Origin of the sequence: Amphritea sp., from assembly GCF_016744155.1 — a bacterium.
GTDB lineage: Bacteria > Pseudomonadota > Gammaproteobacteria > Pseudomonadales > Balneatricaceae > Amphritea.
Genome location: NZ_JADGEW010000010.1, coordinates 93,134 through 118,650 on the forward strand (window position 1 = coordinate 93,134; position 25,517 = coordinate 118,650).

The 25,517-nt window shown below is 48.0% G+C and carries 23 protein-coding genes; 17 read left to right on the forward strand and 6 right to left on the reverse strand.

Going from position 1 to position 25,517, the window contains the following annotated elements; translation table 11 throughout:
• Window positions 1–183 precede the first annotated feature (183 nt).
• From QZZ54_RS10075 to QZZ54_RS10090, 4 genes are all read left to right on the forward strand, one after another.
• On the forward strand, window positions 184–513 hold the full coding sequence (locus QZZ54_RS10075) for a hypothetical protein (protein ID WP_290702346.1): 330 nt from the start codon (window positions 184–186) through the stop codon (window positions 511–513).
• A gap of 195 nt (window positions 514–708) precedes the next feature.
• On the forward strand, window positions 709–1,149 hold the full coding sequence (locus QZZ54_RS10080) for an SRPBCC domain-containing protein (protein ID WP_290702347.1): 441 nt from the start codon (window positions 709–711) through the stop codon (window positions 1,147–1,149).
• A 430-nt stretch (window positions 1,150–1,579) separates the two neighbouring features.
• Window positions 1,580–1,918 (forward strand): hypothetical protein, encoded by a 339-nt coding sequence (locus QZZ54_RS10085; RefSeq protein WP_290702348.1) that lies wholly within the window; start codon window positions 1,580–1,582, stop codon window positions 1,916–1,918.
• A gap of 102 nt (window positions 1,919–2,020) precedes the next feature.
• Window positions 2,021–2,404 carry a YkgJ family cysteine cluster protein gene (locus QZZ54_RS10090; protein ID WP_290702350.1) on the forward strand — a complete coding sequence of 128 codons (384 nt, stop codon included), beginning with the start codon at window positions 2,021–2,023 and terminating at the stop codon, window positions 2,402–2,404.
• A gap of 236 nt (window positions 2,405–2,640) precedes the next feature.
• On the opposite strand, the gene QZZ54_RS10095 is transcribed toward QZZ54_RS10090, so the two are convergent.
• Window positions 2,641–2,814 carry a DUF6435 family protein gene (locus QZZ54_RS10095; protein WP_290702352.1) on the reverse strand — a complete coding sequence of 58 codons (174 nt, stop codon included), beginning with the start codon at window positions 2,812–2,814 and terminating at the stop codon, window positions 2,641–2,643.
• A 368-nt stretch (window positions 2,815–3,182) separates the two neighbouring features.
• Here QZZ54_RS10095 and QZZ54_RS10100 point away from each other — a divergent pair, with 368 nt between their 5' ends.
• Together QZZ54_RS10100 and QZZ54_RS10105 are read left to right on the forward strand one after the other, a co-directional pair.
• Window positions 3,183–3,782 carry an MBL fold metallo-hydrolase gene (locus tag QZZ54_RS10100; RefSeq protein WP_290702354.1) on the forward strand — a complete coding sequence of 200 codons (600 nt, stop codon included), beginning with the start codon at window positions 3,183–3,185 and terminating at the stop codon, window positions 3,780–3,782.
• Window positions 3,783–4,415: 633 nt separating this feature from the next.
• Window positions 4,416–4,928, forward strand: coding sequence for a lipocalin family protein (locus QZZ54_RS10105; protein WP_290702356.1), 513 nt, complete (start codon window positions 4,416–4,418; stop codon window positions 4,926–4,928).
• Window positions 4,929–5,154: 226 nt separating this feature from the next.
• Here the strand turns inward: QZZ54_RS10105 and QZZ54_RS10110 are convergent, their stop codons facing one another.
• On the reverse strand, window positions 5,155–5,499 hold the full coding sequence (locus QZZ54_RS10110; protein WP_290702358.1) for a cupin domain-containing protein: 345 nt from the start codon (window positions 5,497–5,499) through the stop codon (window positions 5,155–5,157).
• A 556-nt stretch (window positions 5,500–6,055) separates the two neighbouring features.
• Between QZZ54_RS10110 and QZZ54_RS10115 the strand changes: the two genes are divergently transcribed.
• The 11 genes from QZZ54_RS10115 to mobA all read left to right on the forward strand — a co-directional run bounded on the left by QZZ54_RS10115 (window position 6,056) and on the right by mobA (window position 18,734).
• Window positions 6,056–9,808 carry a nitrate reductase subunit alpha gene (locus QZZ54_RS10115; RefSeq protein ID WP_290702360.1) on the forward strand — a complete coding sequence of 1,251 codons (3,753 nt, stop codon included), beginning with the start codon at window positions 6,056–6,058 and terminating at the stop codon, window positions 9,806–9,808.
• Window positions 9,805–11,373: a nitrate reductase subunit beta gene (narH, locus tag QZZ54_RS10120; RefSeq protein WP_290702362.1), complete on the forward strand. Its 1,569-nt coding sequence runs from the start codon at window positions 9,805–9,807 to the stop codon at window positions 11,371–11,373. Before QZZ54_RS10115 ends, narH begins: the two co-directional genes overlap by 4 nt.
• A gap of 1 nt (window position 11,374) precedes the next feature.
• Window positions 11,375–12,109: a nitrate reductase molybdenum cofactor assembly chaperone gene (narJ, locus tag QZZ54_RS10125; protein ID WP_290702364.1), complete on the forward strand. Its 735-nt coding sequence runs from the start codon at window positions 11,375–11,377 to the stop codon at window positions 12,107–12,109.
• Window positions 12,110–12,125: 16 nt separating this feature from the next.
• Window positions 12,126–12,800, forward strand: a complete 675-nt coding sequence (narI, locus tag QZZ54_RS10130; protein WP_290702366.1) for a respiratory nitrate reductase subunit gamma — start codon at window positions 12,126–12,128, stop codon at window positions 12,798–12,800.
• A gap of 73 nt (window positions 12,801–12,873) precedes the next feature.
• Window positions 12,874–13,695, forward strand: a complete 822-nt coding sequence (locus QZZ54_RS10135; RefSeq protein ID WP_290702368.1) for a peptidylprolyl isomerase — start codon at window positions 12,874–12,876, stop codon at window positions 13,693–13,695.
• Window positions 13,696–13,715: 20 nt separating this feature from the next.
• Window positions 13,716–14,342 (forward strand): carbonate dehydratase, encoded by a 627-nt coding sequence (gene can, locus QZZ54_RS10140; RefSeq protein ID WP_290702370.1) that lies wholly within the window; start codon window positions 13,716–13,718, stop codon window positions 14,340–14,342.
• A gap of 113 nt (window positions 14,343–14,455) precedes the next feature.
• Window positions 14,456–15,457, forward strand: coding sequence for a GTP 3',8-cyclase MoaA (gene moaA / locus QZZ54_RS10145; protein ID WP_290702372.1), 1,002 nt, complete (start codon window positions 14,456–14,458; stop codon window positions 15,455–15,457).
• Between the two features lies 1 nt (window position 15,458).
• Window positions 15,459–16,166, forward strand: a complete 708-nt coding sequence (locus QZZ54_RS10150; protein ID WP_290702374.1) for a Crp/Fnr family transcriptional regulator — start codon at window positions 15,459–15,461, stop codon at window positions 16,164–16,166.
• 192 nt (window positions 16,167–16,358) lie between these two features.
• The gene (moaB, locus tag QZZ54_RS10155; protein ID WP_290702376.1) at window positions 16,359–16,907 is read left to right on the forward strand and encodes a molybdenum cofactor biosynthesis protein B; all 549 of its coding nucleotides are present in this window, start codon (window positions 16,359–16,361) and stop codon (window positions 16,905–16,907) included.
• Window positions 16,904–18,139: a gephyrin-like molybdotransferase Glp gene (gene glp / locus QZZ54_RS10160; protein ID WP_290702378.1), complete on the forward strand. Its 1,236-nt coding sequence runs from the start codon at window positions 16,904–16,906 to the stop codon at window positions 18,137–18,139. Before moaB ends, glp begins: the two co-directional genes overlap by 4 nt.
• A 1-nt stretch (window position 18,140) precedes the next feature.
• Window positions 18,141–18,734: a molybdenum cofactor guanylyltransferase MobA gene (mobA, locus tag QZZ54_RS10165; protein WP_290702381.1), complete on the forward strand. Its 594-nt coding sequence runs from the start codon at window positions 18,141–18,143 to the stop codon at window positions 18,732–18,734.
• 394 nt (window positions 18,735–19,128) lie between these two features.
• Here mobA and QZZ54_RS10170 read toward each other — a convergent pair whose 3' ends face one another.
• The 4 genes from QZZ54_RS10170 to QZZ54_RS10185 all read right to left on the reverse strand — a co-directional run.
• A complete protein-coding gene (locus QZZ54_RS10170) occupies window positions 19,129–20,883 on the reverse strand; it encodes a bifunctional protein-serine/threonine kinase/phosphatase (protein ID WP_290702383.1) in 1,755 nt (584 codons plus the stop codon).
• 84 nt (window positions 20,884–20,967) lie between these two features.
• Window positions 20,968–22,440 (reverse strand): NarK family nitrate/nitrite MFS transporter, encoded by a 1,473-nt coding sequence (locus QZZ54_RS10175; RefSeq protein ID WP_290702385.1) that lies wholly within the window; start codon window positions 22,438–22,440, stop codon window positions 20,968–20,970.
• A 706-nt stretch (window positions 22,441–23,146) separates the two neighbouring features.
• The gene (gene narL, locus QZZ54_RS10180; RefSeq protein ID WP_290702386.1) at window positions 23,147–23,812 is read right to left on the reverse strand and encodes a two-component system response regulator NarL; all 666 of its coding nucleotides are present in this window, start codon (window positions 23,810–23,812) and stop codon (window positions 23,147–23,149) included.
• 9 nt (window positions 23,813–23,821) lie between these two features.
• Window positions 23,822–25,517 (reverse strand): histidine kinase (locus QZZ54_RS10185; protein WP_290702387.1); only part of this gene is annotated, 1,696 nt, incomplete at its 5' end.

Below are 25,517 nucleotides of genomic sequence, written 5' to 3' on the forward strand. Positions count from 1 at the left end.
TTTTTCCTTAACCAAAGAGTGCTTCGCTCAGCAGAAGTAGTCACGATCTACACCAAAGGCCGATCACTGATCGGCCTTTTTTCATCACGTAACTTCAATGACTAACTTTGCCTCTCAGCTTTACGCCTTTGCACACAGGAACTATAACTATTATCACATCAAAACAATTCTCAGGAGGAAGTTATGAACAGTGAAATCGTTCGTTTGATGGACGACCTGTGTGATACCGGCAAAGCCCACGAAGCCAGCTGTGACCTTAGCAGCTCTTCGGTACAAACCGTAGCAGCACCGGTTCCTACCGAGTTATACAATGAGCTACAAACACTGGCGACAATCTATAAGCGAGATACGAACTGTATTGCCGGGGATCTTCTGACAATCGTTCTTAAAGAGGCTCTCAGTGGGTTACCAGAAGCAGAACGCAAGAACCTTAGCGAAGTACGCAAACAGAGCGAACTGCAGGATGCAATGCGTCATATGGAAGAACAGCGCTTCGATGCAGGAGGCACTTGATCGAGGAAGCAAAGCTGCACGACAAATAAAGCCAGCATAAATGAATGGGGTCAGAGTAGAATTATTATAAATCCACACTGACCCTATTGATTCACTATTTATTCTTACCCCTTAATAACAAACTGAGCGGATCGTCGCTACGCTCCTCCCTCTAAGCAAAGCGTTATAGGTTCGAATGTAACTTTTGGGAGCATTATGATGGACATAAATCATCGAGTTGGTATCAAAGCTTCGCCTGAAAAAATCTATGAAGCATTAACAACAAATGATGGGTTAGCTCAATGGTGGACTAACGATATCTCTGGGGCAGGTGACGTAGGCTCAATTATCGAATTTCGTTTTAACGGTGGAGGCCCAGACTTTGCAGTAGTAGAGCTTGTTGCAAATAAAGCGGTGCGTTGGAAACATTCAGGCAATATGCCCGAGCCTTGGATGGGTACTGAAATTTTATTTCAACTACAGGTTGAAAATGAGCAAACATTTGTCCGTTTTACCCATTCTGATTGGAAAGAACCTACTGATTTTATGGCGCATTGCAGCACTAAATGGGCGGTATTCTTAATTAGCCTCAAGGATGCTGTTGAAACTAATCAAGGCAGACCGTTTCCAAATGATATGCAAATAGACCACTCATGACCTGTAAGCACATAGCCAGCGAATAATTGGACCCAAATTATTGCCTGTTCATAATCTCTGATTCAGACGGGGCAGCAGGCAAAGCTCTTTTAATAAGGTAACCCCTCCGCACTCTCTGTGTCCTCTGTGGTCAAAAAGCATTCCATCCATAAAATATAAACCACAGAGGACACAGAGAAAGAATGATTTCTGCTTTGTATCTTGTTGGGATTCGTGCCTCATCCCAACCTACGATAATGCATTTTCTAGCAAGCGACGGAGGGCCTAGGGGTAGGTCTTGCATTGTGCAGTCATGGAATCAAAGGGGCGGAGTAATTGATGCTGAGCCCGTTAATTTGTGTCAGCATAGCTTGGATAAGGGCGAGGTGGATTTATGTATTCAGATGTAAATAAGTCAGTCCCGTTTTAGTTTATAAGTAGGTAGGAATACGTGGCTCGAATAAAAATTATTCAAATTCAGTGTTCAACTTTAGAGTCGATTGGGAATATTACGAATGATGCCCGCGCAATCGTAAGCAAGGTATGCCTAGGTGTTGACGATATGAAATTGCTGGGAAATAAGGCGTTAGTTTTACGTGCTGAAATTTATCCAGACAGGCTCTTAACTCTCTACGAAAATTTAGCTTCAATCGGCGTTAAATTGAACCAGAAAGACCTACCTGATATAGAGCTGTTGAGTAAAGAAACTGAATACCCTCTATCTATTCAGATAGTCAGTTTTTCTGATGATACAGATCGCTCAGCTAGCATTCCAAAGGTGCCCGGCTAAATTATCTGAATCAAAGGGAACAGAGTAATTGATGCTGACTTCGTCAATTTATGTCAGCATAGCTTAGCGTTAAGCCCTGAAGCCTGGTAGAGAAGTATTCGTGTGAAAGAATGTAATCAATGCGGTAAATGTTGCGTCAATTATAGTGACGGCGGGTTATCTGTGACGGCAGACGAAGTTGAGTATTGGGAGATATTCAGGCCCCATATATCGAACTTTGTCAGTGAAGGTAAAATCTGGATAGACCCAGATACCGGCAAGCAACTCAAACGTTGCCCGTGGTTGAAACAACTACCCGGTGAAGAAAAGTATATCTGCGATATTTATTTCGACCGTCCCGACGATTGCAAACATTACCCTGTGACCATCGAGCAGATGATAAAGGATGAGTGCGAAATGTTGGAACCGCGGGATTTAGCCGACCCGGCACAAGGGCAGAGCGATCTGGATCTGCTGATGATTGATTGCCGTCCCTCGGTCAAATAACAGAAGTGATGCCTGGCTAATCATAAGGGGAGCCAGAGGGACCAGAAGAATTGGTTTCATCCCCTCGGTGTTCTCCGTGTCCTCTGTGGTAGACCGCTCTTAAAACCCCTAATAGCAAAGAGCACCACCGAGGACACAAAGTTCACAGAGAAAAGCTAAAGCCTCCTAGTAGAACTTAGGTAAAAAGGGCCGGTGATTTTATTCAGGTGTGAAAATAAACCAGCCCCGTTTTTAATTTACTGCGTTTTTTCCATAGCCAAAATTTGTTTATATACCTTTTCAGCTTCCAGGGTTAATAGAGAATAGCTTTCAATATCGCCACTTCTCTGTGCCTGCATAGCTTGCTCTAGTTTTGACTTATAAAGTTGGTTCAGTTTTTTTTCAGGATTTGCTTTGAATATTGAAAACATGAATTTTCTCAGTGGTTTTAATTAACTATCTATACGGTTAGCTTTTAAGATTAGATTTCCTTATTTGATTTTTTTGGTTTATCCCGCTGTTGGTAAGGTCGAAGCGTCTTCAGGGAGTCGATACTCTTTGCCATCTCTCGGTGCTCTTCGTGCCCCCTGTGGTAAACAGTTCTTAAGGCTTCTCACAGTAAAGATTAACCACCGAGAACATTGAGTTCACAGAGAAATGACTTGCTCGGTGTATACTGAAAAAACTGATTTAGATTTTAGGTTGCATGAGTACAGGTTAATTGCATAGCAAGTGTCTACTCTTAGTGAGTAGGCCGAGCTTCCATAATTAAGCACCCGATAGCCAGAGAGAACGACTTATGAAATTACTTCACCAAAGCAATCTATATTGCTGGACTCAGTTTGACGAAGATAGGGATATAGATTTTCATAGTTACCTTTGGGTGAGGGATGAGGGTAATGTGATTTTTGACCCGCTACCCTTAACGGCCCATGATGAACATCATCTGAAATCACTGGGTAGTGTCAGTCATATCATTATTTCCAATTCTGACCATATCAGGAGTGCCAAGGTATTAGCTCAACAAACCGGTGCTGACATATGGGGGCCTGCTGGCGAGAAGTCGAGTTTCCCTATTAACTGTACACAGTGGTTAAGTGAAGGTAACAACGTTATTGATGGGCTCGATGTTTATGCTTTGAACGGCTCTAAAACCGAGGGTGAGCTGGCCTTTATTGTTGAAGGAAAGACGCTCATCACCGGCGATCTTATCAGAGCGCATTCCGGTGGTAAGCTTTGTATGATTCCGGACGCTAAACTGCAGGATGTAGAACAAGCTAAAGCCTCGGTGAAAAGGGTTGCATCAATTAAGGGTATTGACGCTATTCTGACCGGTGACGGTTGGCCTGTCTTTAGAAATGGTGAGCAAGCTTTATTAGAGCTGATTGCCTCTATTTAACGAGTTACATAACTAGCGACTAAGCAGGGACAAAATACAGTTGGCTTTTGTTCCTCTTTCCTTTATTTTTTTGTTCGTATAGTTCTGTCATTCATTTAGCCCGTTAATGAAGTGTTGGGAGGTTCTCACGTTTTGCGACGTCTAGTTCTATTGATGGCTGCGTTACCTATCCTGATTAGTACGTTCCTATGGCTGAACTACTATATGCCCATCAAGGTGCAGCAATTTTATCATCTAAGCTATTTCGGCTTTGCCCTCATCCCCGCGGTTTTACTTTCAGTCCTGTTGCTGGTTACGCTTTCCAGGCCTAGATGGCTAAAGGTCATCAGTTGGATTCTTGCTATACCGGGGTTACTTTTATGGGTTCTATCCGTCATGGTTGTATCCAGTGATTTCAAGATCCACTAGGTTCTCCCTATTAATAGGTAAAGGATATAGTCCCGTCTCTTTGGTGTTCTCCGTGTCCTCTGTGGTAAATCCGTTTTAGGGCTTGTAAGAATATAGATCATCAAGGGCAGAGAGTTTACAGATTAACAGTCATACCACCGCCGGCTATTAAGCCGCTGATCTGAATGGCAAAGTATACGTATAACCAACACATTACTGTTACTTGCCAGGGTCTCCAGAGCCACTATGAAAATTTCACTTATTATTATCGCTACGTTACTGCTGAATGGATGCTTAGGCATGCCTAAGTCGGTGACGCCGGTTGATCAGTTTGAATTAGATCGGTACTTAGGCAAGTGGTATGAAATTGCGCGACTGGATCACTCGTTTGAACGAGGCTTGTCGCAGGTGACGGCTGAATACAGTTTGCGGGAAGGTGGCGGTGTTACCCTGGTAAACCGGGGATTCTCTGAAGCAAACAGTAAGTGGCAGGAAGCTGAAGGCAGGGCGTATTTTGTTAGCGACAGCGATGAAGGCTATCTGAAGGTTTCTTTCTTCGGTCCGTTTTATGGTTCATACGTCGTGTTTGATTTAGATAAACAGGGATATCAATACTCATTTGTATCAGGCCCAGATTCATCCTATCTATGGTTGCTGTCACGAACGCCCCAGGTAAAACCGGAAGTGATGCAACGGTTTGTGAGAATGTCTCAGGAACGGGGCTTCAATACTGATGAACTGATCTGGGTTGAACAGTAATGATAAAGTTAAATGTTTTTCGATTCCTTTCCATGACCTCTGTGGTAAATCGTTCTTCACGCTTTTAACGGCAAAGATGAACCACCGAGAACACAGAGTTCACAGAGAAAGACAAAGGCCCTTAATCATTTCCCTCGGTGTTCTCCGTGCCCTCTGTGGTAAATCGCTTTTAAGGTTTGTAAGAACATCGATTAACCGCGAAGGGCACAGAGCTTAATTACAGAACTTAAGCAAAAACGAAGTATTTGCGCACGGTCTCCACTACTTCCCAGGTGCCTTTCATGCCAGGCTCGATAACGAATACATCGCCGCCTTTCAGATGCACAGGCTCTTCGCCTTCAGGCGTGATGATGCAGTAGCCCTCAAGAAAGTGACAGAACTCCCACTTATCGTAATCGACTTCGAATTTTCCCGGTGTACAGATCCAGGTCCCCATTATCTTGCTTCCATCTTCAGAAAGGTAAGCGTTGAGGTTCACGGTGTGCGGGTCACCGCCGATGCGTGTCCACTTGGTAGCGTCAACGACTGGAGTGGGGCAGGTTTCGCGCATTACTGTGATGAAATCGGACATGTCAGCTCCAAAAGCTTTGATTATAAGATCTGCCATTGTAGTGCCGTCTGATATCTGTGGTTGTCCGACTCCGACGTGGTTTATGCCAAAACGCGCCGGAAGAGAAAATACAGGCTTATGCATACCTTCCTTGGCCTCTGTTTAATGTTTACAGCAGTAAACAATATTTTCAATGGTTCCCCTCGATGGCATACCTATAAAGAATTCGATCGCTTGAATTTCCCCTGTATTTACGGTCTATAAGCTGTTTGTGTCTTTAAAAACAAGTGTTTATAGGTTTTACGTGGAAGTATCACTTTGGAGGTATAGGGCGTTTTTGGGAGTTTTCCAGTTCCCCGGCCGTTGATCTGTGTCAACAGATTAAAACCCGTTATCACGTAGTTTGAGCTCTACATTAACCCGCAGGTGATCTGCAACCCCGCAGTATCACTCGCAGCCAGACCGTTGGAATCCGGAATCGCAGTACATTTAATGTCTGCTTTTCAGGGGAAATATTCAGAGAGATTCATCATCCGGTGAATCTTGTCCTGACCAAGAGGTTTCAGGAGATAATGACATGAGCCATTTGCTTGATAGACTAAGATATTTAAAGAAAAAGCCGGAAAGCTTTGCTGACGGTCACGGCCAAACCACCACGGAAAGTCGTGATTGGGAAGACGGCTACCGCCAACGCTGGCAGCACGACAAGATTGTACGGTCTACCCACGGGGTTAACTGTACCGGTTCCTGCAGCTGGAAAATTTATGTTAAAAACGGCCTGATTACCTGGGAAACCCAGCAGACCGATTACCCACGTACCCGACCTGACCTACCTAACCACGAACCTCGTGGTTGTCCTCGTGGTGCCAGCTATTCGTGGTATATCTACAGCGCTAACCGTCTGAAATATCCGACTATTCGTAAGCGTCTGCTACAACTTTGGCGTGCAGCCCGTAAAACCCATCCAGATCCAGTGGATGCCTGGGAATCAATCGTCGAGAATCCAGATAAGGCCAATTCATACAAGTCAATCCGTGGTCTGGGTGGCTTTGTTCGTTCCAGCTGGGATGAAGTGAATGAAATCATTGCCGCTTCCAACACTTACACTATTAAACAGTACGGTCCGGACCGGGTTGTTGGCTTCTCGCCAATTCCTGCTATGTCCATGGTCTCTTATGCAGCCGGATCTCGTTATCTGTCATTGATCGGTGGTTCTTGTCTGAGTTTCTATGACTGGTACTGCGATCTACCGCCAGCGTCTCCAATGACCTGGGGCGAGCAGACCGACGTGCCGGAATCGGCAGACTGGTATAACTCAAACTACATTATCGCCTGGGGTTCTAACGTGCCGCAGACGCGTACTCCGGACGCTCACTTCTTTACTGAAGTACGTTATAAGGGTACTAAGACAGTCGCAGTAACGCCGGACTATTCCGAAGTTGCTAAGCTTTGTGATCAGTGGATGAACCCTAAGCAGGGTACCGATGCTGCTCTGGCTATGGCGATGGGACATGTGATCTTAAAAGAGTTCCATGTTGATAACCCAAGCGAGTATTTCCAAGACTACGCCCGCAAATACAGCGATATGCCATTCCTGGTACAGCTGGAGAAGCGTGAAGATGGTAGTTTTGCTGCAGGTCGCTTTATCCGTGCCGCTGACTTTGATGCGTCCCTTGGCCAGGAAAACAATCCTGAATGGAAGACAGTAGCCTTTGATGCCGACAGCAATAGCTTTGTGGTTCCAAATGGCTCTATCGGTTTCCGTTGGGGTGAGAAAGGTAAGTGGAATATTGAAGAGAAAGAGGGCGGTGAAGATAAAGAGACTAAACTGGCTCTGAGTCTTATCGAAAACAATGATGAGATCGTCTCTGTTGGCTTCCCGTACTTCGGCGGAGTAGAACACGAGCACTTCCCTAACAATACCTTTACTGATGTTATTCACCATAACCTGCCGGCTAAGAAGATTAAGCTAGCCGATGGCGGTGAGTCTCTTGTTGTTACGGTTGGTGACTTAATGCTGGCAAACTACGGTGTTAACCGCGGTTTGGGCGGCGATTTTGTTGCTGAAAGCTTCGATGACAATGCGCCGTATACTCCTGCTTGGCAGGAACAGATTACCGGTGTTGACCGCAAGGTAGTCATTCAGATTGCTCGTGAATTTGCTGACACTGCGAATAAGACCAAAGGTCGTTCCATGATTATCGTGGGTGCCGGTATGAACCACTGGTATCACATGGACATGAACTACCGTGGCCTGATCAACCTGCTCGTAATGTGTGGTTGTGTCGGTCAGTCTGGTGGTGGTTGGGCACACTATGTAGGGCAAGAGAAACTGCGTCCTCAGTGTGGTTGGTTACCGCTGGCGTTCGGTCTTGATTGGCAGCGTCCGCCACGTCAGATGAACGGTACTAGCTTCTTCTACAACCACTCTAGTCAGTGGCGTTACGAGAAGCTGGAAGTGGATGAAATTCTGTCTCCAATGGCAGATAAGTCCAAGTACACCGGTAGTCTTATTGACCTGAACGTACGTTCCGAAAGAATGGGTTGGTTGCCATCTACACCGCAGCTGAATCAAAACCCGCTGGGTATTACAAAGGCAGCAGAAGCCGCCGGCGTATCGCCACAGGAATATACTGTTGATCAGTTGAAGTCTGGTGGAATTCAATTCTCCGCAGAAGATCCTGATAACCCAGTAAACTTCCCACGTAACATGTTTATCTGGCGCTCGAACCTACTGGGCTCATCCGGTAAGGGTCACGAGTACATGCTCAAGTATCTGCTGGGTACCAAGCATTCGGTGCTGGGTGAAGACCTGGGCGCAGAAGGCGGACCTAAGCCAGAAGAAGTTAAATGGCACGATAAGGGCGCAGAGGGCAAGATTGATTTGCTGGTGACACTGGACTTCCGTATGTCCACCACCTGTCTGTACTCCGACATAGTCCTGCCGACCGCTACCTGGTACGAAAAAGACGACCTGAATACTTCGGATATGCATCCGTTTATTCATCCGCTGTCTGCAGCGACCGATCCTGCTTGGGAAGCCCGCTCTGATTGGGATATCTACAAGGAGATCGCGAAGAAATTCTCTGAGGTTTGTGTTGGTCATCTGGGCGTGGAACAAGATCTGGTCAGCGTGCCGTTACTGCATGACTCACCGGGAGAACTTTCTCAGCCGTACGATGTTAAAGATTGGAAAAAAGGCGAGTGTGAACCAGTTCCGGGCAAAACTATGCCGAACCTGGTGGTGGTTGAACGTGACTATCCGAACACTTATGCCCGTTTCTCATCTGTCGGACCATTGCTCGAAAGTATGGGTAACGGCGGCAAGGGAATTAACTGGGATACTAAAGACGAAGTTGAGTTGTTGAAAAACCTCAACTGGACGCATACCGAAGAGGGCGTTAGTAAAGATCGCGCCAAAATAGAAACTGCGATTGATGCAGCGGAAATGATCCTCAGTCTGGCACCGGAAACCAATGGTCAGGTGGCAGTGAAAGCCTGGGCTGCGTTGAGTGAATTTACCGGTCTGGATCATACCCATCTGGCAACACCGAAAGAAGATGAGAAAATTCGCTTCCGTGATGTACAGGCGCAACCTCGTAAGATCATCTCCTCACCGACCTGGTCAGGTCTGGAAGACGAGCATGTTTCCTACAACGCGGGTTACACCAACGTTCACGAGCTGATTCCTTGGCGCACCCTGACGGGTCGACAACAGTACTATCAGGATCACCAGTGGATGCGTGACTTTGGCGAAAGCCTGCTGGTTTATCGTCCGCCGATCAATACCAAGACCGTCAAGCCGATGATGAACAAGTTGACTAACGGCAACCCTGAGATCGCACTGAACTGGATCACTCCGCATCAGAAATGGGGAATTCACTCTACCTATAGTGACAACCTGCTCATGCTTACGTTGTCTCGAGGCGGTCCGATTATCTGGATGTCCGAAGTGGATGCAGAGAAGGTTGGCATCGAAGATAACGACTGGGTTGAAATCTTCAACACCAACGGTGCAGTTGCAGCCCGTGCGGTAGTGTCACAGCGGGTTAACGAAGGTATGACAATGATGTACCACGCTCAGGAACGTATCGTGAATATTCCTGGCTCGGAAACCTCGGGTACTCGTGGTGGTATTCATAACTCGGTTACTCGTGCTTGTCCTAAGCCTACCCATATGATTGGTGGCTATGCACAGCAGTCTTACGGGTTCAACTACTACGGTACTGTGGGTTCCAACCGTGATGAGTTCGTCGTCGTACGTAAGATGAAGAACATCGACTGGCTGGATGGCGAGAATAACGATTATGTTCAGGAGGCGGTCAAATGAAAATCCGTTCTCAAGTAGGCATGGTGCTTAACCTCGACAAGTGTATTGGTTGTCACACTTGTTCGATTACCTGTAAGAACGTTTGGACCTCTCGCGAAGGTATGGAATACGCTTGGTTCAACAACGTTGAAAGTAAGCCTGGTATCGGTTACCCGAAAGAGTGGGAGAACCAGGATAAGTGGAACGGCGGTTGGGTTCGTAAAACCGACGGTAGTATTGAACCGCGTATCGGTGGTAAGTGGCGGGTATTGGCAAATATTTTTGCCAACCCAGATCTGCCAGAGATCGACGATTACTACGAGCCGTTCGACTTCGATTATCAGCATCTTCACAATTCACCGGAAGGTAAGCATCAGCCGGTAGCACGTCCACGTTCGCTGATCACCGGCGACCGGATGAAGAAGATTGAGTGGGGTCCGAACTGGGAGGAGATTCTCGGTACTGAATTTAAGAAGCGTTCTGTAGATAAGAACTTCGATAACATTCAGAAAGAGATCTACGGCGAGTTCGAGAACACGTTCATGATGTACCTGCCGAGACTGTGCGAGCACTGTCTTAATCCGGCCTGTGCTGCCGCTTGTCCATCAGGCGCTATCTATAAGCGTGAAGAGGACGGTATCGTTCTGATCGATCAGGACAAGTGTCGTGGCTGGCGCATGTGTGTCAGTGGTTGTCCTTACAAGAAAATTTACTACAACTGGAAATCCGGTAAGTCCGAGAAGTGTATCTTCTGTTACCCACGGATCGAGTCCGGTATGCCAACCGTTTGTTCTGAAACTTGTGTTGGCCGTATCCGTTACCTAGGTGTGTTGCTGTATGACGCAGACCGCATTCAGGAAGTAGCCGCTTCCGGTAGTGAGCAAGATCTGTACGAGAAGCAACTGGAGATCTTCCTGGATCCATTTGATCCAGCGGTGATTGAACAGGCGCGCCGAGATGGTGTGACTGACAACGTGCTTAAGGCTGCGCAGAACTCACCAGTGTACAAGCTGGCGATGGACTGGAAACTGGCTCTGCCACTGCACCCTGAGTACCGTACGCTACCGATGGTTTGGTACGTGCCACCACTGAGTCCTATTCAGTCTGCTGCTGATGCCGGCAGTATCGGTATGAACGGAGCGATTCCGGACGTCGACAGTCTGCGTATCCCAGTGAAATATCTGGCTAACCTACTCACCGCTGGCGATGAAAAACCAGTTAAAAATGCTCTGAAACGTTTGCTGGCCATGCGTGCCTATAAGCGTGACGAACAGGTAGAAGGCAAGATCAATCTGGAAGTTCTGGAAGACGCTGGTCTGACGGAGCATCAGGCGAAAGAGATGTACCGCTACTTGGCGATCGCCAACTATGAGGACCGTTTCGTTATACCAACCAGCCATCGCGAGTTGGCTAAAGAAGCGTTCCCTGAGCGTAACGGTTGTGGCTTTACCTTTGGTAACGGCTGTGCCGGTGGCGAGACTGAGTTCAACCTGTTTGGCGCGAAGAAGCAGAACGTCACTATGGTTGAGAAGGTCAGCGGCGTACAGCAAGTGGATCCTCAGTTGCTACGAGACGAGGAGGTTTAAGATGAAAAGTCTGAAAGTCATCTCGGCTCTACTGAGCTATCCGGAAGCTGAACTATTTGAGGCACGTCAGGCACTGATTGATGAAGTGCGCTCTGATACTCGTTTGCCTGAAGCACAACGGGATCTGTTGATTGAGTTTATCGAGCAGCTCTGCAGTGAGGATCTGATGGATGCTCAGGAGAACTATGTATCGCTGTTTGACCGGGGTCGTTCGTTGTCACTGCTGTTGTTTGAACATGTTCACGGCGAAAGCCGTGACCGTGGCCAGGCGATGGTGGATCTGATGGCGATTTACGAAGAGCAGGGGTTTGCAATCGGTGTACGTGAGCTACCCGATTACATACCACTGTACCTGGAGTATTTATCGCTGCGGCCAAACTCAGAAGCTCAGCAATGGCTGGTAGACGTAAGCCATATTCTGGTCTTGCTGGAAACCCGCCTATATCAACGCGAGTGTAACTACGCAGTGCTATTTGAAGCCTTGCTAAGCCTCACCGGTTTACCGGTTGAGCGTGATGAGTTGCGCAAAAAAGTGGCTTCGGAAGTGCGTGATGACACGCCCGAAGCGATGGATGAAGTTTGGGAAGAGGAGATGGTGCGGTTTACCGAAAACAGCGCCCAGGACTGCGGCGATAATGCTGTTTCCCAGCGTCGCCGCGAGTTGGACCAGGTACAGCCGCTGAATATTCAGCCGGCGTCACCGTCTGCTCCTTCTGAATCAGCCGGTTCATTCTGAGCCTTGGAGAAGAACAATGTCTTATTTGAATGATTTGTTTTTTGGTGTTTATCCCTATATTGCTGGTGCTGTATTTATCATCGCCAGTTGGATCCGGTACGACCGTGAGCAGTTTACCTGGCGGGCAGGTTCCAGCCAGATGCTTAGCTCAAAGGGATTCCGCCGAGCCAGTAACCTGTTTCATGTTGGCGTACTGGCGATCTTTTTCGGTCACTTGGTTGGCTTACTGACGCCGCATGCTCTGTATGCACCGTTTATGTCTGCCGGAACCAAGCAGTTGATAGCGATCATCGTTGGTGGCACCGCAGGTTTGGCCTGTTGGGTTGGCGCGTTTATGCTGCTGAAACGTCGCCTGGGTGATGCAAGAGTACGGGCAACCAGTACTAAAGCGGATATCTTTATTCTAGTGCTTCTATTCGTGCAAGTGAGTCTTGGTCTGTTGACTATTCCGTTTGCGCTGGGACATCTGGATGGCGGTGTGATGCTATTACTTGCCGACTGGGCTCAGGGGTTAGTGACCTTCCAGGCTGATGCCGCTTCGCATCTGCTGACTGTTGGCCTAGTGTACAAGCTGCACATCTTCGTTGGTCTGACTATGTTTGTGGTGTTCCCCTTCACCCGCATGGTTCATATCTGGAGTGTACCGGTGAAATACATTGCCCGTAACTATCAGGTAGTACGTCAGCGTTAAGCTAACGGCGGGGGGCTTTGGCCCCCCGGTTTTGCCTTAATGATCTAATTCAAGAATATATGAGGTACCCGGCATGGAGATGATCGATCATGCAATGGTTAGCGGTGAAGCGCCTGAGTTTACACCGGTGATGGTGAATGGCACGTTGCTTGAAGAGCAACGTATCGTAGAAGAAACTCAGTATTATCCGGCTGAATCATTAGAAATGTCACGTGCCCAGGCCGCCCAGGCATTGGTGGTACGTGAGCTGTTGTTACAGCGTGCGCAAGTGCTGGAGCTAGCAGTTGAAGCACAATCCGATGAAACCGAAGAAGAAGCACTGATTCGCCTGTTGATTGCGCGTGAAGTAGAGCTGCCGCAAGCAACCGAAGAGATTTGCCTTCATTACTTCGAAGCGAACCAGAACAAATTTTGTACTCAGCCACTATTGGCTGTTTCCCATATCCTGCTGCCAGCTGGCCCGGACGATATTGAGGGTCGAATTGAGCAACAGGCGCAAGCTGAGAAACTGATAGAGGCACTGAAGCAAGATCCTGAGTTATTTGCTCAACTTGCGAAGCAGCATTCTGTATGCCCTTCGAAAGAGCTTGGTGGTCAATTAGGCCAGATCGATAAGGGACAGACCGTGGCCGAGTTTGAGCGTCAGATTTTCAGTCTTCCTGAAGGTTTGGCTCAACATCCGCTGGAAAGCCGTTATGGTTTTCATGTTACCCGTATTGATAAGCGTGTTGAAGGTGAACAGCTACCTTTTGAGGCGGTTGAAGATCGTATTCGAGCTTATCTTATCGAACGTAATTACCGTCGTGCCGTCAATCAGTATATTCAGGTACTGGTATCTGATGCTGAGGTTGAGGGTATTGAGCTGCAGGCAGCAGATTCTCAACTGGTGCAGTAAGGCAAGCGGAGAAACAGGCGATGTTATCTGATCTGTTAGACAATAATCGTAGCTGGTCGGAGCGGATCGAACGGGAGCAGCCAGGATTTTTCAAGCAACTGGCTGCCCAGCAAAACCCTGAATATCTCTGGATCGGTTGCTCCGACAGCCGAGTGCCCGCCAACCAGATAGTCGGCATGTTACCCGGTGAACTGTTTGTGCATCGTAATATTGCCAATCTGGTGCTACACACCGATCTGAATTGTCTCTCCGTTATCCACTTTGCCGTTCATGTCTTGGGGGTTAAACATATCATTGTATGTGGCCACTATGGCTGTGGTGGTGTGCGTGCTGCCCTGAGTAATCAGGACTTCGGACTGATTGATAACTGGTTGCGACATATTAAAGACATTGGTTACCACTATCGCGAAGACCTGTTGGCAGAAACGGATGAAGAAGGTCGTGTTAATCGTCTGTGCGAACTGAATGTACGCCAGCAGGTAAAAAATATCTGCCACTCCGGCATCGTGCAACAGGCCTGGAAACAGGGTCAGTCACTGTCGGTACACGGTTGGATCTACAGCATTGAAGACGGTCTGATTAAAGACCTCGAAGTAGACATCGATAGTGATGGAGACATGCCTGGCATTTATGCCATGCAGAAATAGAGTAGCCAGGTTAGAGCTTTCCCAAAGAAGCCAATTGATTAGCATTACGTAGTTATAGGTCGATGTCTGGTAGCCAGACATGATAGACGAACCTGTTGCAGAGGATCTCAGCGATGATACAAACGCCACAAGGCCTGGTTGACGGTCTGGGAAGAAAAATTGATTACGTTCGGTTATCGGTAACCGACCGCTGTGATTTCCGTTGTGTCTATTGTATGGCTGAAGATATGGAGTTCCTGCCCAGAGCTCAGATCCTATCTTTTGAGGAGATCGTTTCGTTAGGACGCTCGCTGGTTAATTTGGGTATCCGCCGCATTCGCCTCACCGGCGGTGAACCTCTGGTTCGCGGTGGAATAGTTAATTTGATTCGCGCCTTAGCCTCTCTGCCAGGACTCGACGAAGTAACACTGACCACTAACGGCTCGCAACTGACCAAGCTGGCGCAGCCGCTAAAAGATGCGGGCCTGAAACGTATCAATATTAGTCTCGATAGCCTAAATGCGGAGCGGTTTTTACGCATGACACGGCGGGACATGCTAGCCCGGGTATTGGCCGGTGTTGATGCTGCGATTGCCGCCGGATTTGAGCGTATCAAACTCAATGCCGTGGTGATGCGTGGCTACAATGATGATGAAATTTTTGATCTGCTGGAATATGCCCAAACACGGGATATTGATATCAGCTTTATTGAAGAGATGCCGCTGGGAGAGATTCGCAGCCATGATCGTAAACAGGCTCATTTTTCCAGTGATGAAGTAAAGCAGTATATTGAACAACGCTATCAACTGCTGCCCAGTACTGAGACGACCGGTGGCCCTTCCCGATATTACCGTATCCCCGGCCAGACTGGCCGAATCGGTTTTATCTCCCCCTATAGCCATAACTTCTGCAGCAGCTGTAATCGTTTGCGTGTGACTGCCGAGGGGCGCTTGTTGCTGTGTTTAGGGCAGGAAAACTCATTAGATTTAAGATCGATTTTACGTGGTTATCCGGGTGAGCCCGAACGGCTTGAAAATCAAATACGTGATGCCGTAAGCCGTAAGCCTGCCGGCCATGAGTTTGCCGATCAGGATGCTCCTCAGGTGTTGCGTTTCATGAATATGACAGGCGGGTAACATGATCACTCTGCCAAGTGGGACTAATGTTTCTTACCATTCTCTTGAGACGGTGCGTCAGAATGTACTGCTGTCAGCTCTGACGGATGGTCAATTCTATAATTTGATGAAAAAGGCCAAATTCATAGAGCTTAGCGATGGCGATCATCTGTTTATGCAGGGGGATGAGGCAAAACGATTTTTTATTATTTTGCAGGGGAATATTAAGTTTTTCCGTCTAACCTCGGGTGGTAAAGAGACGGTGATCAATGTGTTTGGTGAACAAGACCCCGTTGGCGAAGCCGCGATGTTCATGGCAGAGAAGCATTATCCGGCCAGCGCTACGGCGGTTAAACCTGCTGCTGTGTTGTCTATCTGTTGCCAGGATTACCTGCAATTACTCCATCATTCTTTTGAAAGTTGCATGGGTATTTTAGGCTCAATGGCGAGTCGACTGCAGCGGAGCATAGGTGATATTGAAGTTCTTACACAGCAGAGCGCCGTCCATCGAGTTGCCCATTTTATTCTGAGCCTTATCGATGAGAGAGCATCCGATTCTGTTGAAGTGAGATTGCCGGCGACTAAACAGTTGATTGCAGCAAGGTTGGCGATGCAGCCAGAAACACTATCCCGGGTTATGCGTGAGCTTCAAGATAAAGATTTGTTGGGTGTTCAGGGCCGTAACTTAACCATACTCAGCGTGGCCCGTTTAAAAAAACTGATTCGATGAAACCACGTGATCTACCAGCCGGGCTTAAAAAAATAGCCGGTGTTGGGCGATCAGAATGACCGGTTAAACGACCGGTTTTATCAGCAAGGTTATAAAAAATTATAGTGGCCGTAGTGAGGCTGACCGCGTGGTATTGCACGGGGAGCAACTAACTAGCAGTCTGCACTTGTAATTGATTTAAGGAATATTGCCATGGGGCATGCGAAAAAAGATGTGCAGTTTCAGCCTTTGAATATAGCTGTACTGACCGTTTCAGATACCCGGACTCTGGAAACAGATGGCTCGGGTGATACTCTGCAACAGTGTCTGCTCGACAGCGGACACCGTCTATCAGACCGGCAGATCCGGCCTGACGATATATACGAACTGCGCGCCGTGGTGTCTGACTGGATCGCACGGGAAAATGTGCAGGTTGTATTGGTGACCGGCGGTACCGGTTTTACCGTTCGTGATAATACCCCGGAAGCATTACTGCCTTTGTTTGATAAGGTGATTGAGGGCTATGGAGAGCTTTTCCGTCAGATCTCTTTTACTGAAATTGGTACCTCGACGATTCAATCCCGGGCCGTAGCGGGGGTTGCTAATCGTACCGTGATTTTTGCTATGCCAGGTTCCCCGGGTGCTTGTCGTACCGCTTGGGAAAAAGTGATTTGTGAGCAGCTTGATGTTCGTCACCGCCCCTGTAACTTTGTCGAAATGGTGCTGCCGGATGTTAGCAGCGCCTGTGGGTCAAGATCATGAGTGCATGTGGTTGTGACAGTGGTAGTGACAAGCTGATGCCCTTTGCCGAGGCGCTGAAAACATTACTGGCGTCGGCGCAGTGTATTGAAGAAACTGAAATTCTTCTGCTGGATCAGGCTAACGGCCGGGTTCTGGCAGAACCTGTGATATCGAAGATCTCGGTGCCGCCAGCTGCCAACAGCGCAATGGATGGTTATGCGGTGAACATTGAGTCTCTATCAGAGGGTCTTTGTCTACCGGTAAGTCAGCGTATCCCTGCCGGACAGCAAGGTGAAGTGTTACAACCGGGGACTGCAGCACGAATTTTTACCGGCTCTGAAATACCGCCCGGTGCTAATGCCGTGGTTATGCAGGAACGTTGTATCAGGCAGGGGGATAAAGTTACTTTTGAGGGTGTTCCTGAAGCCGGTGCAAATATTCGCCCGGCAGGACAGGATGTATTGCCCGGAACCTGCGTAGCAGAAAAGGGTGCCAGGTTGGATAGCCGCCATCAGGGGGTAATCGCTTCGGTTGGCGTTAACCGTTTGAAGGTATACCGGCGTCTACGGGTAGAGATTATCACCACCGGTGATGAATTAGTGATGCCGGGCGAGACCTGTGCTGCGGGCCAGATTTACAATTCCAATTATTTTATCCTTAGGGGAATGCTCGAGACGCTGGGATGCGAGGTGATATTCACCGGTATCATCGGTGACACTCTGGCTGGAACCCGCGATGCCCTTAGTTTAGCTGCCGAACGTGCTGATTTGGTTCTCAGTAGTGGTGGGGTGTCCGTCGGTGAAGAAGATTATGTAAAAGCTGCGGTTGAGAGTCTTGGTGAGCTGGACTTATGGCGTTTGGCGATCAAACCAGGAAAACCACTGGCCTACGGCCGAATCGGTCAGGTTCCTTTTATGGGGTTGCCAGGTAACCCTGCGGCGGTGCTGGTAACTTTTCTGATGATTGCGCGTCCTTATCTGCTCAGCATGCAGGGTTGTAAAGCGGTAGAGCCGCCTTGTTTCACTGTTAAAAGTGGTTTCAAGCGTGATAAGGCGATACCCCGGGATGAGTTTCTGCGGGCGAGTTTGGAATGGTCAGAGGGGCAGCTTTATGCGGCACCTATCCATAGCCAAAGTTCGGGTGTTTTGAGTTCGTCGGTAATGGCGCAGGGCTTTCTGCGGATACCGGCTCAGCAGAAAGTCTGCGAAAACGATTTGCTGCCTTTCTATCCCTTTGACGGACTGTTGAACTGATATGTCTGATACTGGATTTACCCGGCTGGCGGGCGTTGTATTGGCAGGTGGGCAGGGCAGTCGTATGGGCGGGCAAGACAAAGGGTTAGTGCCTTTTCGTCAAGCGCCAATGATTAGCTGGACGTTAGAGCAAGTCAGGCCTGTGGTTGATCATCTGATGATTAGTTGTAACCGTAATATGCACCTCTATTCCCGCTTTGGAGAAACCCTGGTGAGTGATCATGAGGTGGGGTATTGCGGTCCGCTGGCTGGTATTCAGGCTGCTTTGGCCGAGCTGGATGCCGGTTTCAGCCATCTATTGGTACTCCCCTGTGATACCCCTCTGCTAAGTTTGCAGGTGATAGATCAGTTAGTGGCTAGCGCCCGGCAGTACCCTGATCATATTGTTTTCCTGAAAACGGGAGATCGTGAACACTATCTGCATGCCGTCATTCCGGTCTGCTACCAGATCGCGTTGAAGCAGTGGTTGGCCTCTGGTCAGGGTGCTGTGGGACGCTGGTACCGGCAGTTTCCGCATTATGTCCTGGATGCCAGCAGGGATGGTGATTGTCTGCTGAATATGAATACACCCGAACTACTGGCTGTGGGGGCCTGAGGGGCCCATAGTCACCTGATAGTTGAGAATGGCGGTCACAAGTCGTGGTTAAGCTAACGCTTCGTGTACCTCCTTGGCGGGCTGCTGATGCTGACGTCAGGTAAGGTAGCATTATGGAGGCTATGACTAAACCTCCAGTTTTTTGTCTTGTCTGTGTTGGTGATTTTGATCAACTTCCCCGTTTTCCCCGTTTTCCCCGTTTTCCCCGTTTTCCCCGTTTTCCGCCCGGATCACGGGACGTAAGAATCAAGCTGTAAAAAATCGTCAGTCGCTACAACTGCTCTTGGAGTCATTGTTTTCGGTGTTTGATTGGTGGGGGTAAGCCCCCCATGAGTTAGGGGGGGGGTAACGTCTCTGTCAGGGTTTCACAGGACAATATTGGGTATGCCTTGTTCTACTTCAACCAAAAAGCGATCAGCGTAAACAGGGCAGTCATAAACCACACCAGCGACATCAGTTGCCAGAACAGCAGAGCGTTGGGGGTTTTCTGTTCTTTCTCTCGAGGAACCAGAAAGTCAGGGCTGGGTTGTGTTAGATCCTGCATCATCTGGTCGATACTGTCGTAGCGTTGAGTCGGGTTTATCATCATGGATTTCTCTAGCGCACGATCAAACCAGATAGGAATAATCGGATTGTAACGATCAGCTGGAATATAGTTGAGTTTTTCAAGCTGTTGGGGAGTTTCACAACTTTCCAGTGCGTTGCCGAAAGGCAGCTTATGGGTGAACATTTCGTAGGTAATGGCGGCCAGGGAAAACATGTCGCCCTTGATGCCAGTGTTCTGGCCCAGTCGAAATACGGGGTCGGAGTAATTCATAGTGCCAAGAATCCGGTCTCTTTCTAAGGGCACAAATATCTCATTTATACCCGCGACAAAGACGGACCCAAAATCAACAATTACCGCGCTGTTGTCGGGGCGCACCACGATATTACTTGGCTTTAGGTCCTGATGCAGGGTTTCACGCTGATGAAAAGATTTCAGCCCTTCGGCCATCTGTTTGACCAGTTGAATAACCAGCGCTGGTTTTGGTGATGGGTTTTGGGTCATCCAGGTGTCGAGGGCGACTCCCTCAATAAATTCCATCAGGTAATAGAGAAAGGTTTTTGCCCGGTTGGGGATATGAACCGGAACGACATGGGGGCTTTGAATACGGCTGCCTACCCATTCTTCCATGATGAAACGTTCGATATAGGCAGTATCGTCCTCGTAATTGCGAGACGGCGTTTTCATTACCCAGATTTGGTCAGTTTCCAGATCACGTACCCGGTATAGCTGACTGCGATTACTGGCATAAAGTTCTTTTTCAATCAGGTAGCCGTCAATCTTCATACCCTGCTCCAGGTCAGGAGGGAAGGGCAGTATCGTCAGGCGATCGTTCATCTGATTGATAGATTCATCATTTAGTTGGTCCACCCGTACTAACTGACAGCTGAGATTGTCAGTACTACCTGCCTCGTAAGCGGCCTCCAATAACTCTTCACAGTTCTGCTGAATATCTTCAGAGGCGAGCGACATCTGTTTCAACATAGCGGGCGTCAGACTATCGTGCACACCATCGGTGGACAGTAGAAAAAGATCTCCCTGTTGGATCTCCATCGATAGGTAATCGATTTCCAGATGGGTATCCATACCCATGGCTCGGGCCAGACAACTGTCTTTACGGTTGAGTTGGGTGGTATGGTCTGTGGTTAGTAATTCAAGTTCGTTGTTGCGAATAAGGTAGATTCGGCTATCGCCGATGTGGAATAGATGAGCTGTTTTTGATTTGATGACCAGTACCGAAAGCGTACAAATGTGGCCTCGAGACGTGGACAGATATTCATGACTGCGGGTATAGAGCAGGCGATTGATCGCCGTTAATACCTTTTGGGCCGATTTACTAACGGTCCATATATCCGGAGTGTCAAAATAGTCGCTGAGAAATTCCTGAACACAATAACGTGCGGCTTCGCCTCCAGCTTCGGCTGTACTAACGCCATCAGCAATAACGGCAGCAGCACCTTTGGTGGCCAGTAGATTTCCCTCAGGGTGGAAAAAACCGAGACAGTCTTCGTTTTGCTCCTTACGTCCCTGGTCGCTGCGCTGGCCAGCCGACAGTTTTATAACACTGTCTTGCAGGTAGTTAGTTTGCGACTCAAGATCATTCATCGATTAGTCCCTTCTCTTCACAAGGTAAAGGGTGGTGGTGTCGTTAGTAACACCCCACCCCAGAGTTATCCCTCGACTTGTGGATTATTCAACATTGATCAGCTGTACAGTACCATCCGGTAGTACTTCGGCTATCTGACCACTGGGCTCGTCCATAAACTGTACCATGAAGAATATTATGGCTGCGGAGGCGCCGATCACCATAAAGAATGTGGAATAATCAACGAAGCTAAGTACGGTGAGGTAACACACCGCTCCGACGTTGCCATAGGCTCCGGCCATGCCCGCAATCTGACCGGTCATGCGACGCTGAATCAGCGGTACTACCGCGAAGACAGCCCCTTCGCCGGCTTGAACAAAAAAGGAACAGCACATAGTTGCAATGACTGCCAATGGAATCCACCAGCTACCATCAATTTGGCTGAGAACGAAATAACCCACCATCAGGCCCAGAATCAGCACGCTCAATGTCTTACGACGCCCAATAGTATCACTCAGGTGGCCACCGGTAGGCCGCGCGACTAAGTTCATAAAGGCAAAGCCAGAGGCAAGCAGGCCTGCTTTGACCGGGTCCAGACCTTCAAAGGTTTCCAGGAAAAACAAGGGAAGCATAGATACTACGGCTAGCTCAGAACCAAAGGTAACAAAATACGCAACATTCAGTACCGCAACCTGTTTGAACTTGTAGCGTTGGATTTCAGGTACGCCGTGTTTCAGGTTTTCTTCATTTACATGGTAGATAGCCCGCAGTTGCACCAGAAAAAGAACACCCAGTACGACATAGATAGCGTAGGTAGAGAATTGATCCAGTAGACCTATGTTGCTGGGTGATAGTTTCCAGGCAAGCACCGCGAGTGCGGCATACATCGGTATGTTCATCAGGATGTAGAAGACAAAGTCTTTCTTACTAGTAACTTCCAGACCACCGTGTTTTTTTGGTTTGAAATAGGTGGAACCCTTCGGTGTATTACGCGCAACTTTGTAGAATATAAAGCCGTAAATTATCGCGATCATACCGATGGATACCAGGGCATAACGCCAGCCGTTTTCACCACCGTACATCAGAGCGATAGTCGGTAGCGTCATGGCGCCGGCAGCGGAACCAAAGTTACCCCAGCCACCGTAGACACCTTCGGCAACACCGACCTGTTTTGCCGGGAACCATTCACCGACCATGCGAATGCCGATAACAAAGCCTGCGCCGATAAAGCCGCTGAGAAAGCGCATAATGGCTAGTTGTTCATACGTCTGTGCCAGTGCAAAGCCGATACAGATGAAACCACCTATGACCAGCAGCATGCTGTAGACGATTCTGGGCCCATATTTATCTACCAGCGTGCCGACCACAATACGTGCGGGAATGGTGAGTGCTACGTTGAGTATCATCAACGCCTTGACCTCTGCACTGCTAAGGCCGAATACCTCTTTGATGTGGGCGAGCATTGGGGCATGGCTGAACCAGACCACAAAGGTCAGGAAGAAGGCAAACCAGGTGATGTGTAATGTTTTAATTTTTGGATCGGAAAAATTAAGTAAGCTAAATCTGCTAGTGGACATTTGACTGCTCCGGAGGTGTTAACCTCTGCCCTAAAGATGTAAGGATATAAAAATTTAGGTTACAAAATAGGCCTTTCCAGGATAAAAACTGTTGATTCATATCAACGATAGGGAGTCTCTAGTATGTCTGTTTAGGGCGCTATACTCCCTTGGTGGTAGTGCGTGTTATTTGATATAACTATCTGATATATAATGAAAATATATATTAAAGAGTGGTGTATTTGATCTGTATTTGTTGAAATGACTCTTAGGAGGTATCTATTGCTAAATCGGTAGGTATCGGGGGTTTTAATCGATATGGAAAGTATTTGAGCCTTTCAGAATCGGCTGTATCTTTCCATGATAGAAGTCAAACTCTGAACGTGCAAAGGAGGTAAGGCTATATCACTTCAGAGCGATTTGCTTTTATTGGCGGCTGGGTTAGCCTGAATTACGTTGTCGTGCCGGTATATATCAACGATACCGTCCAAAGCCTGGTTATGGGCTTGATAGAGGTCGGGTGTTAGTGGCATGCAATAGTTTCAGGCTCAAATTGACAGAAATCTTCGCCCCTCGTTACTTTGGTTTCGAGGGGCTTTTTTGTATACCAATGTGAGCTACTTCGTCAAAGGTTGATTCAGTAGTGAGTGATTAAGCCCCAATTGTATGTCTGCAGGCATAAGGCCTATAGAGGCACGGTCGTTTGTGATGGTGGTTATCCCCTCGCTTAGCCAAGCCCTTCCTGAACGGCTAAGACTGCAACTTCTACACGAGAACGCAGATGAAGCTTTTTAAAGAGATGTTTTACATGAACCTTCACGGTGCCTTCGGTGATGTTCAGTTTGCGGGCAATTAATTTGTTGGGCAGGCCGCCGGCGATTAGTTTAATGATTTGCTTTTCTCTTGGGGAGAGGCTGTTGATATCCGGCCCTGTTCGCTTACGATTGCTTTGCAGTGCCTGGGCTAGCACGGTAGATAGACGTTCACTGATAACCATCTTGCCATTAGCGGCTTGGTTCAGGTTGGTCAGTAACTCTTCAGGTTCCATATCTTTGAGAAGGTATCCGTCAGCACCGGCTTTCAGCGCTGCAATGACGTCTTCTTCGTTATCAGAAACGGTAAATACCACAACCCGGGAGGTGATGCCGGCATCTCGTAATAGTTTAAGGGTTTCGATACCGTTGATTCTGGGCATGTTCAGGTCTAGCAGAATCAGGTCGGGCTCTAATTCTATCGCCTTCTCAACACCTTCTTCTGCATCGCTGGCCTCACCGGTGACTAAAAGTTCGGAGTCCAGTTCTATCAGTTGTTTTACCCCTTTGCGCAATAGGGGGTGGTCATCAATCAGAAGAATTGATGCGGGTCCGGATTTATTATTATCTTCTGTATTCATTACTGTCTCTTAAGTCTGTTTAGCCGAAAAAGTGAGGATCACCCGGGTGCCGCTTGATTCTCTATTTTCCACTTTAAGTTCACCATTGAGGGTGGAGCTTCGGTCCTGCATGATTACCAGGCCGTAATGGCCGGAAGTATCTTTATTTATAGGTAGACCGACGCCGTTATCTTCTACGCAGACTTCCATTTGGTTGCCGTTTTGGGTTACGCGTACAGAAGCCTCTGTCGCCTGACTGTGTTTTATCACGTTTGCCAGAGCCTCCCGCACTAATTGTAATACATGAATTTCTTGGTTGGCGGTCAAACTCTGCGGTAACAAATTGTATTTTAGTTTGATCTCAGAATTCAATCGGTCTGAAAATTCTTTAACGGTGGATTCCAGTGCTGGTCTAAGTCCCGGCTGATCTAAAGTCAGGCGGAATGTGGTTAGTAGTTCCCGCAATTGATAGTAAGCACTGTTGAGTCCTTCTTTTAGCTCATTAACAACATCATCGATCTGTTGTTCACTCTGATGCTTTTTTCGCAAAATTTGCAGTCGACCAACCTGCATCTTCAGATAGGATAGCGATTGCGCCAGAGAGTCGTGCAACTCGCGGGCGATAACGGCTCGCTCCTCCATCAGGGACATATGCTGCTCCTGCGAGGCTTTCAGTTCCAGTGATAATACCGTTCCCAGGTTATCAACTAAAGTTTCTATCAGGGTCTTCTGATCTTCTGTGAGCGGCGAAGCGAGTGGGTAAGCGATGGTGAGCTCGCCGAAATAAGCCTCTCGGGTTTGGATCGGGAAGTTGGCTGATTTATACGGAAGGTTTTTCAGTGAGGGTACGATACAGTCGCTACAGCTTGTCTGCATGCAGTCGACAGGTCGTTTCTCTTGTTGAGTGGTTAGTAGCCGGTAACTGCTGGGTTGGCTGGGGTCGCATAAAGTAACACTTACGGGGCCGATCGGCAGTGTTTCTTCCAGTTCTTTCATGACTGGCATCAGGCGGCGGCATATATCTTCATCACGGTTGAAACGCCGGGTTGCTTTATACAGCAGTTGGAGTCTCTGGTTAGTATCACGCAGCTCAGTTGTTTTTTGCTGTACCCGATTTTCCAGGTCAGCATAAATTTTGGACAGCTCTCCGGCCATGTGATTGAAGGTTGTGCCCAGTAGACCCAGTTCGTCATCACTCTGATAATAAACCCGAGCGGTGAGTTTACCTTCACTGGCTTCTTTGGATGCACGTAATAATTGTCCAAGGGGTTCAACCACATTGCACTTAATATCATATAAGGCGATGAAGATGATGATTACGGTCATTAACAAGCTGATGCCCTGCACCAGACTGAGTAGTTTGATTTTAGACTCTGTACTATGTTCCAGTAATCTAACCATGTGGTCGATACGTGTTACAAAATCTTTTAGCATCTCCAGATTTTTGGCGCCATCAAGTGGACTTTTTTGTAACTCCATTTTTAAGCGTGGAGATAAAACACTTTGCCACTCTGACATCAGTGATTGATAAACCTGATAGAGTTTGTGGTCCTTGCCCTCGGGGATGACATCTGTCAGCACTGTATCATTGATGCGAATATCAAACTCGTCAATGGAATCTAACACCCTGGCTAAGGCTTTATCCGATGGGATACTCTCGTACTGTTGGGTTTCGGCAACGATTCGATAAGACATCATCCGCAGAGAGCCTGCCAAATTTATACCC

Bases quoted from the DNA above. Each gene is read 5' to 3' on its own strand.
- moaB (WP_290702376.1), top strand. From the start codon at position 16,359: ATGGGGCATGCGAAAAAAGATGTGCAGTTTCAGCCTTTGAATATAGCT.
- QZZ54_RS10170 (WP_290702383.1), bottom strand. From the start codon at position 20,883: ATGAATGATCTTGAGTCGCAAACTAACTACCTGCAAGACAGTGTTATA.
- can (WP_290702370.1), top strand. From the start codon at position 13,716: ATGTTATCTGATCTGTTAGACAATAATCGTAGCTGGTCGGAGCGGATC.
- QZZ54_RS10115 (WP_290702360.1), top strand. From the start codon at position 6,056: ATGAGCCATTTGCTTGATAGACTAAGATATTTAAAGAAAAAGCCGGAA.
- QZZ54_RS10110 (WP_290702358.1), bottom strand. From the start codon at position 5,499: ATGTCCGATTTCATCACAGTAATGCGCGAAACCTGCCCCACTCCAGTC.
- QZZ54_RS10175 (WP_290702385.1), bottom strand. From the start codon at position 22,440: ATGTCCACTAGCAGATTTAGCTTACTTAATTTTTCCGATCCAAAAATT.
- QZZ54_RS10100 (WP_290702354.1), top strand. From the start codon at position 3,183: ATGAAATTACTTCACCAAAGCAATCTATATTGCTGGACTCAGTTTGAC.
- narJ (WP_290702364.1), top strand. From the start codon at position 11,375: ATGAAAAGTCTGAAAGTCATCTCGGCTCTACTGAGCTATCCGGAAGCT.
- mobA (WP_290702381.1), top strand. From the start codon at position 18,141: ATGTCTGATACTGGATTTACCCGGCTGGCGGGCGTTGTATTGGCAGGT.
- narH (WP_290702362.1), top strand. From the start codon at position 9,805: ATGAAAATCCGTTCTCAAGTAGGCATGGTGCTTAACCTCGACAAGTGT.
- glp (WP_290702378.1), top strand. From the start codon at position 16,904: ATGAGTGCATGTGGTTGTGACAGTGGTAGTGACAAGCTGATGCCCTTT.
- QZZ54_RS10075 (WP_290702346.1), top strand. From the start codon at position 184: ATGAACAGTGAAATCGTTCGTTTGATGGACGACCTGTGTGATACCGGC.
- QZZ54_RS10080 (WP_290702347.1), top strand. From the start codon at position 709: ATGATGGACATAAATCATCGAGTTGGTATCAAAGCTTCGCCTGAAAAA.
- QZZ54_RS10105 (WP_290702356.1), top strand. From the start codon at position 4,416: ATGAAAATTTCACTTATTATTATCGCTACGTTACTGCTGAATGGATGC.
- narI (WP_290702366.1), top strand. From the start codon at position 12,126: ATGTCTTATTTGAATGATTTGTTTTTTGGTGTTTATCCCTATATTGCT.
- QZZ54_RS10150 (WP_290702374.1), top strand. From the start codon at position 15,459: ATGATCACTCTGCCAAGTGGGACTAATGTTTCTTACCATTCTCTTGAG.
- narL (WP_290702386.1), bottom strand. From the start codon at position 23,812: ATGAATACAGAAGATAATAATAAATCCGGACCCGCATCAATTCTTCTG.
- QZZ54_RS10095 (WP_290702352.1), bottom strand. From the start codon at position 2,814: ATGTTTTCAATATTCAAAGCAAATCCTGAAAAAAAACTGAACCAACTT.
- moaA (WP_290702372.1), top strand. From the start codon at position 14,456: ATGATACAAACGCCACAAGGCCTGGTTGACGGTCTGGGAAGAAAAATT.
- QZZ54_RS10135 (WP_290702368.1), top strand. From the start codon at position 12,874: ATGGAGATGATCGATCATGCAATGGTTAGCGGTGAAGCGCCTGAGTTT.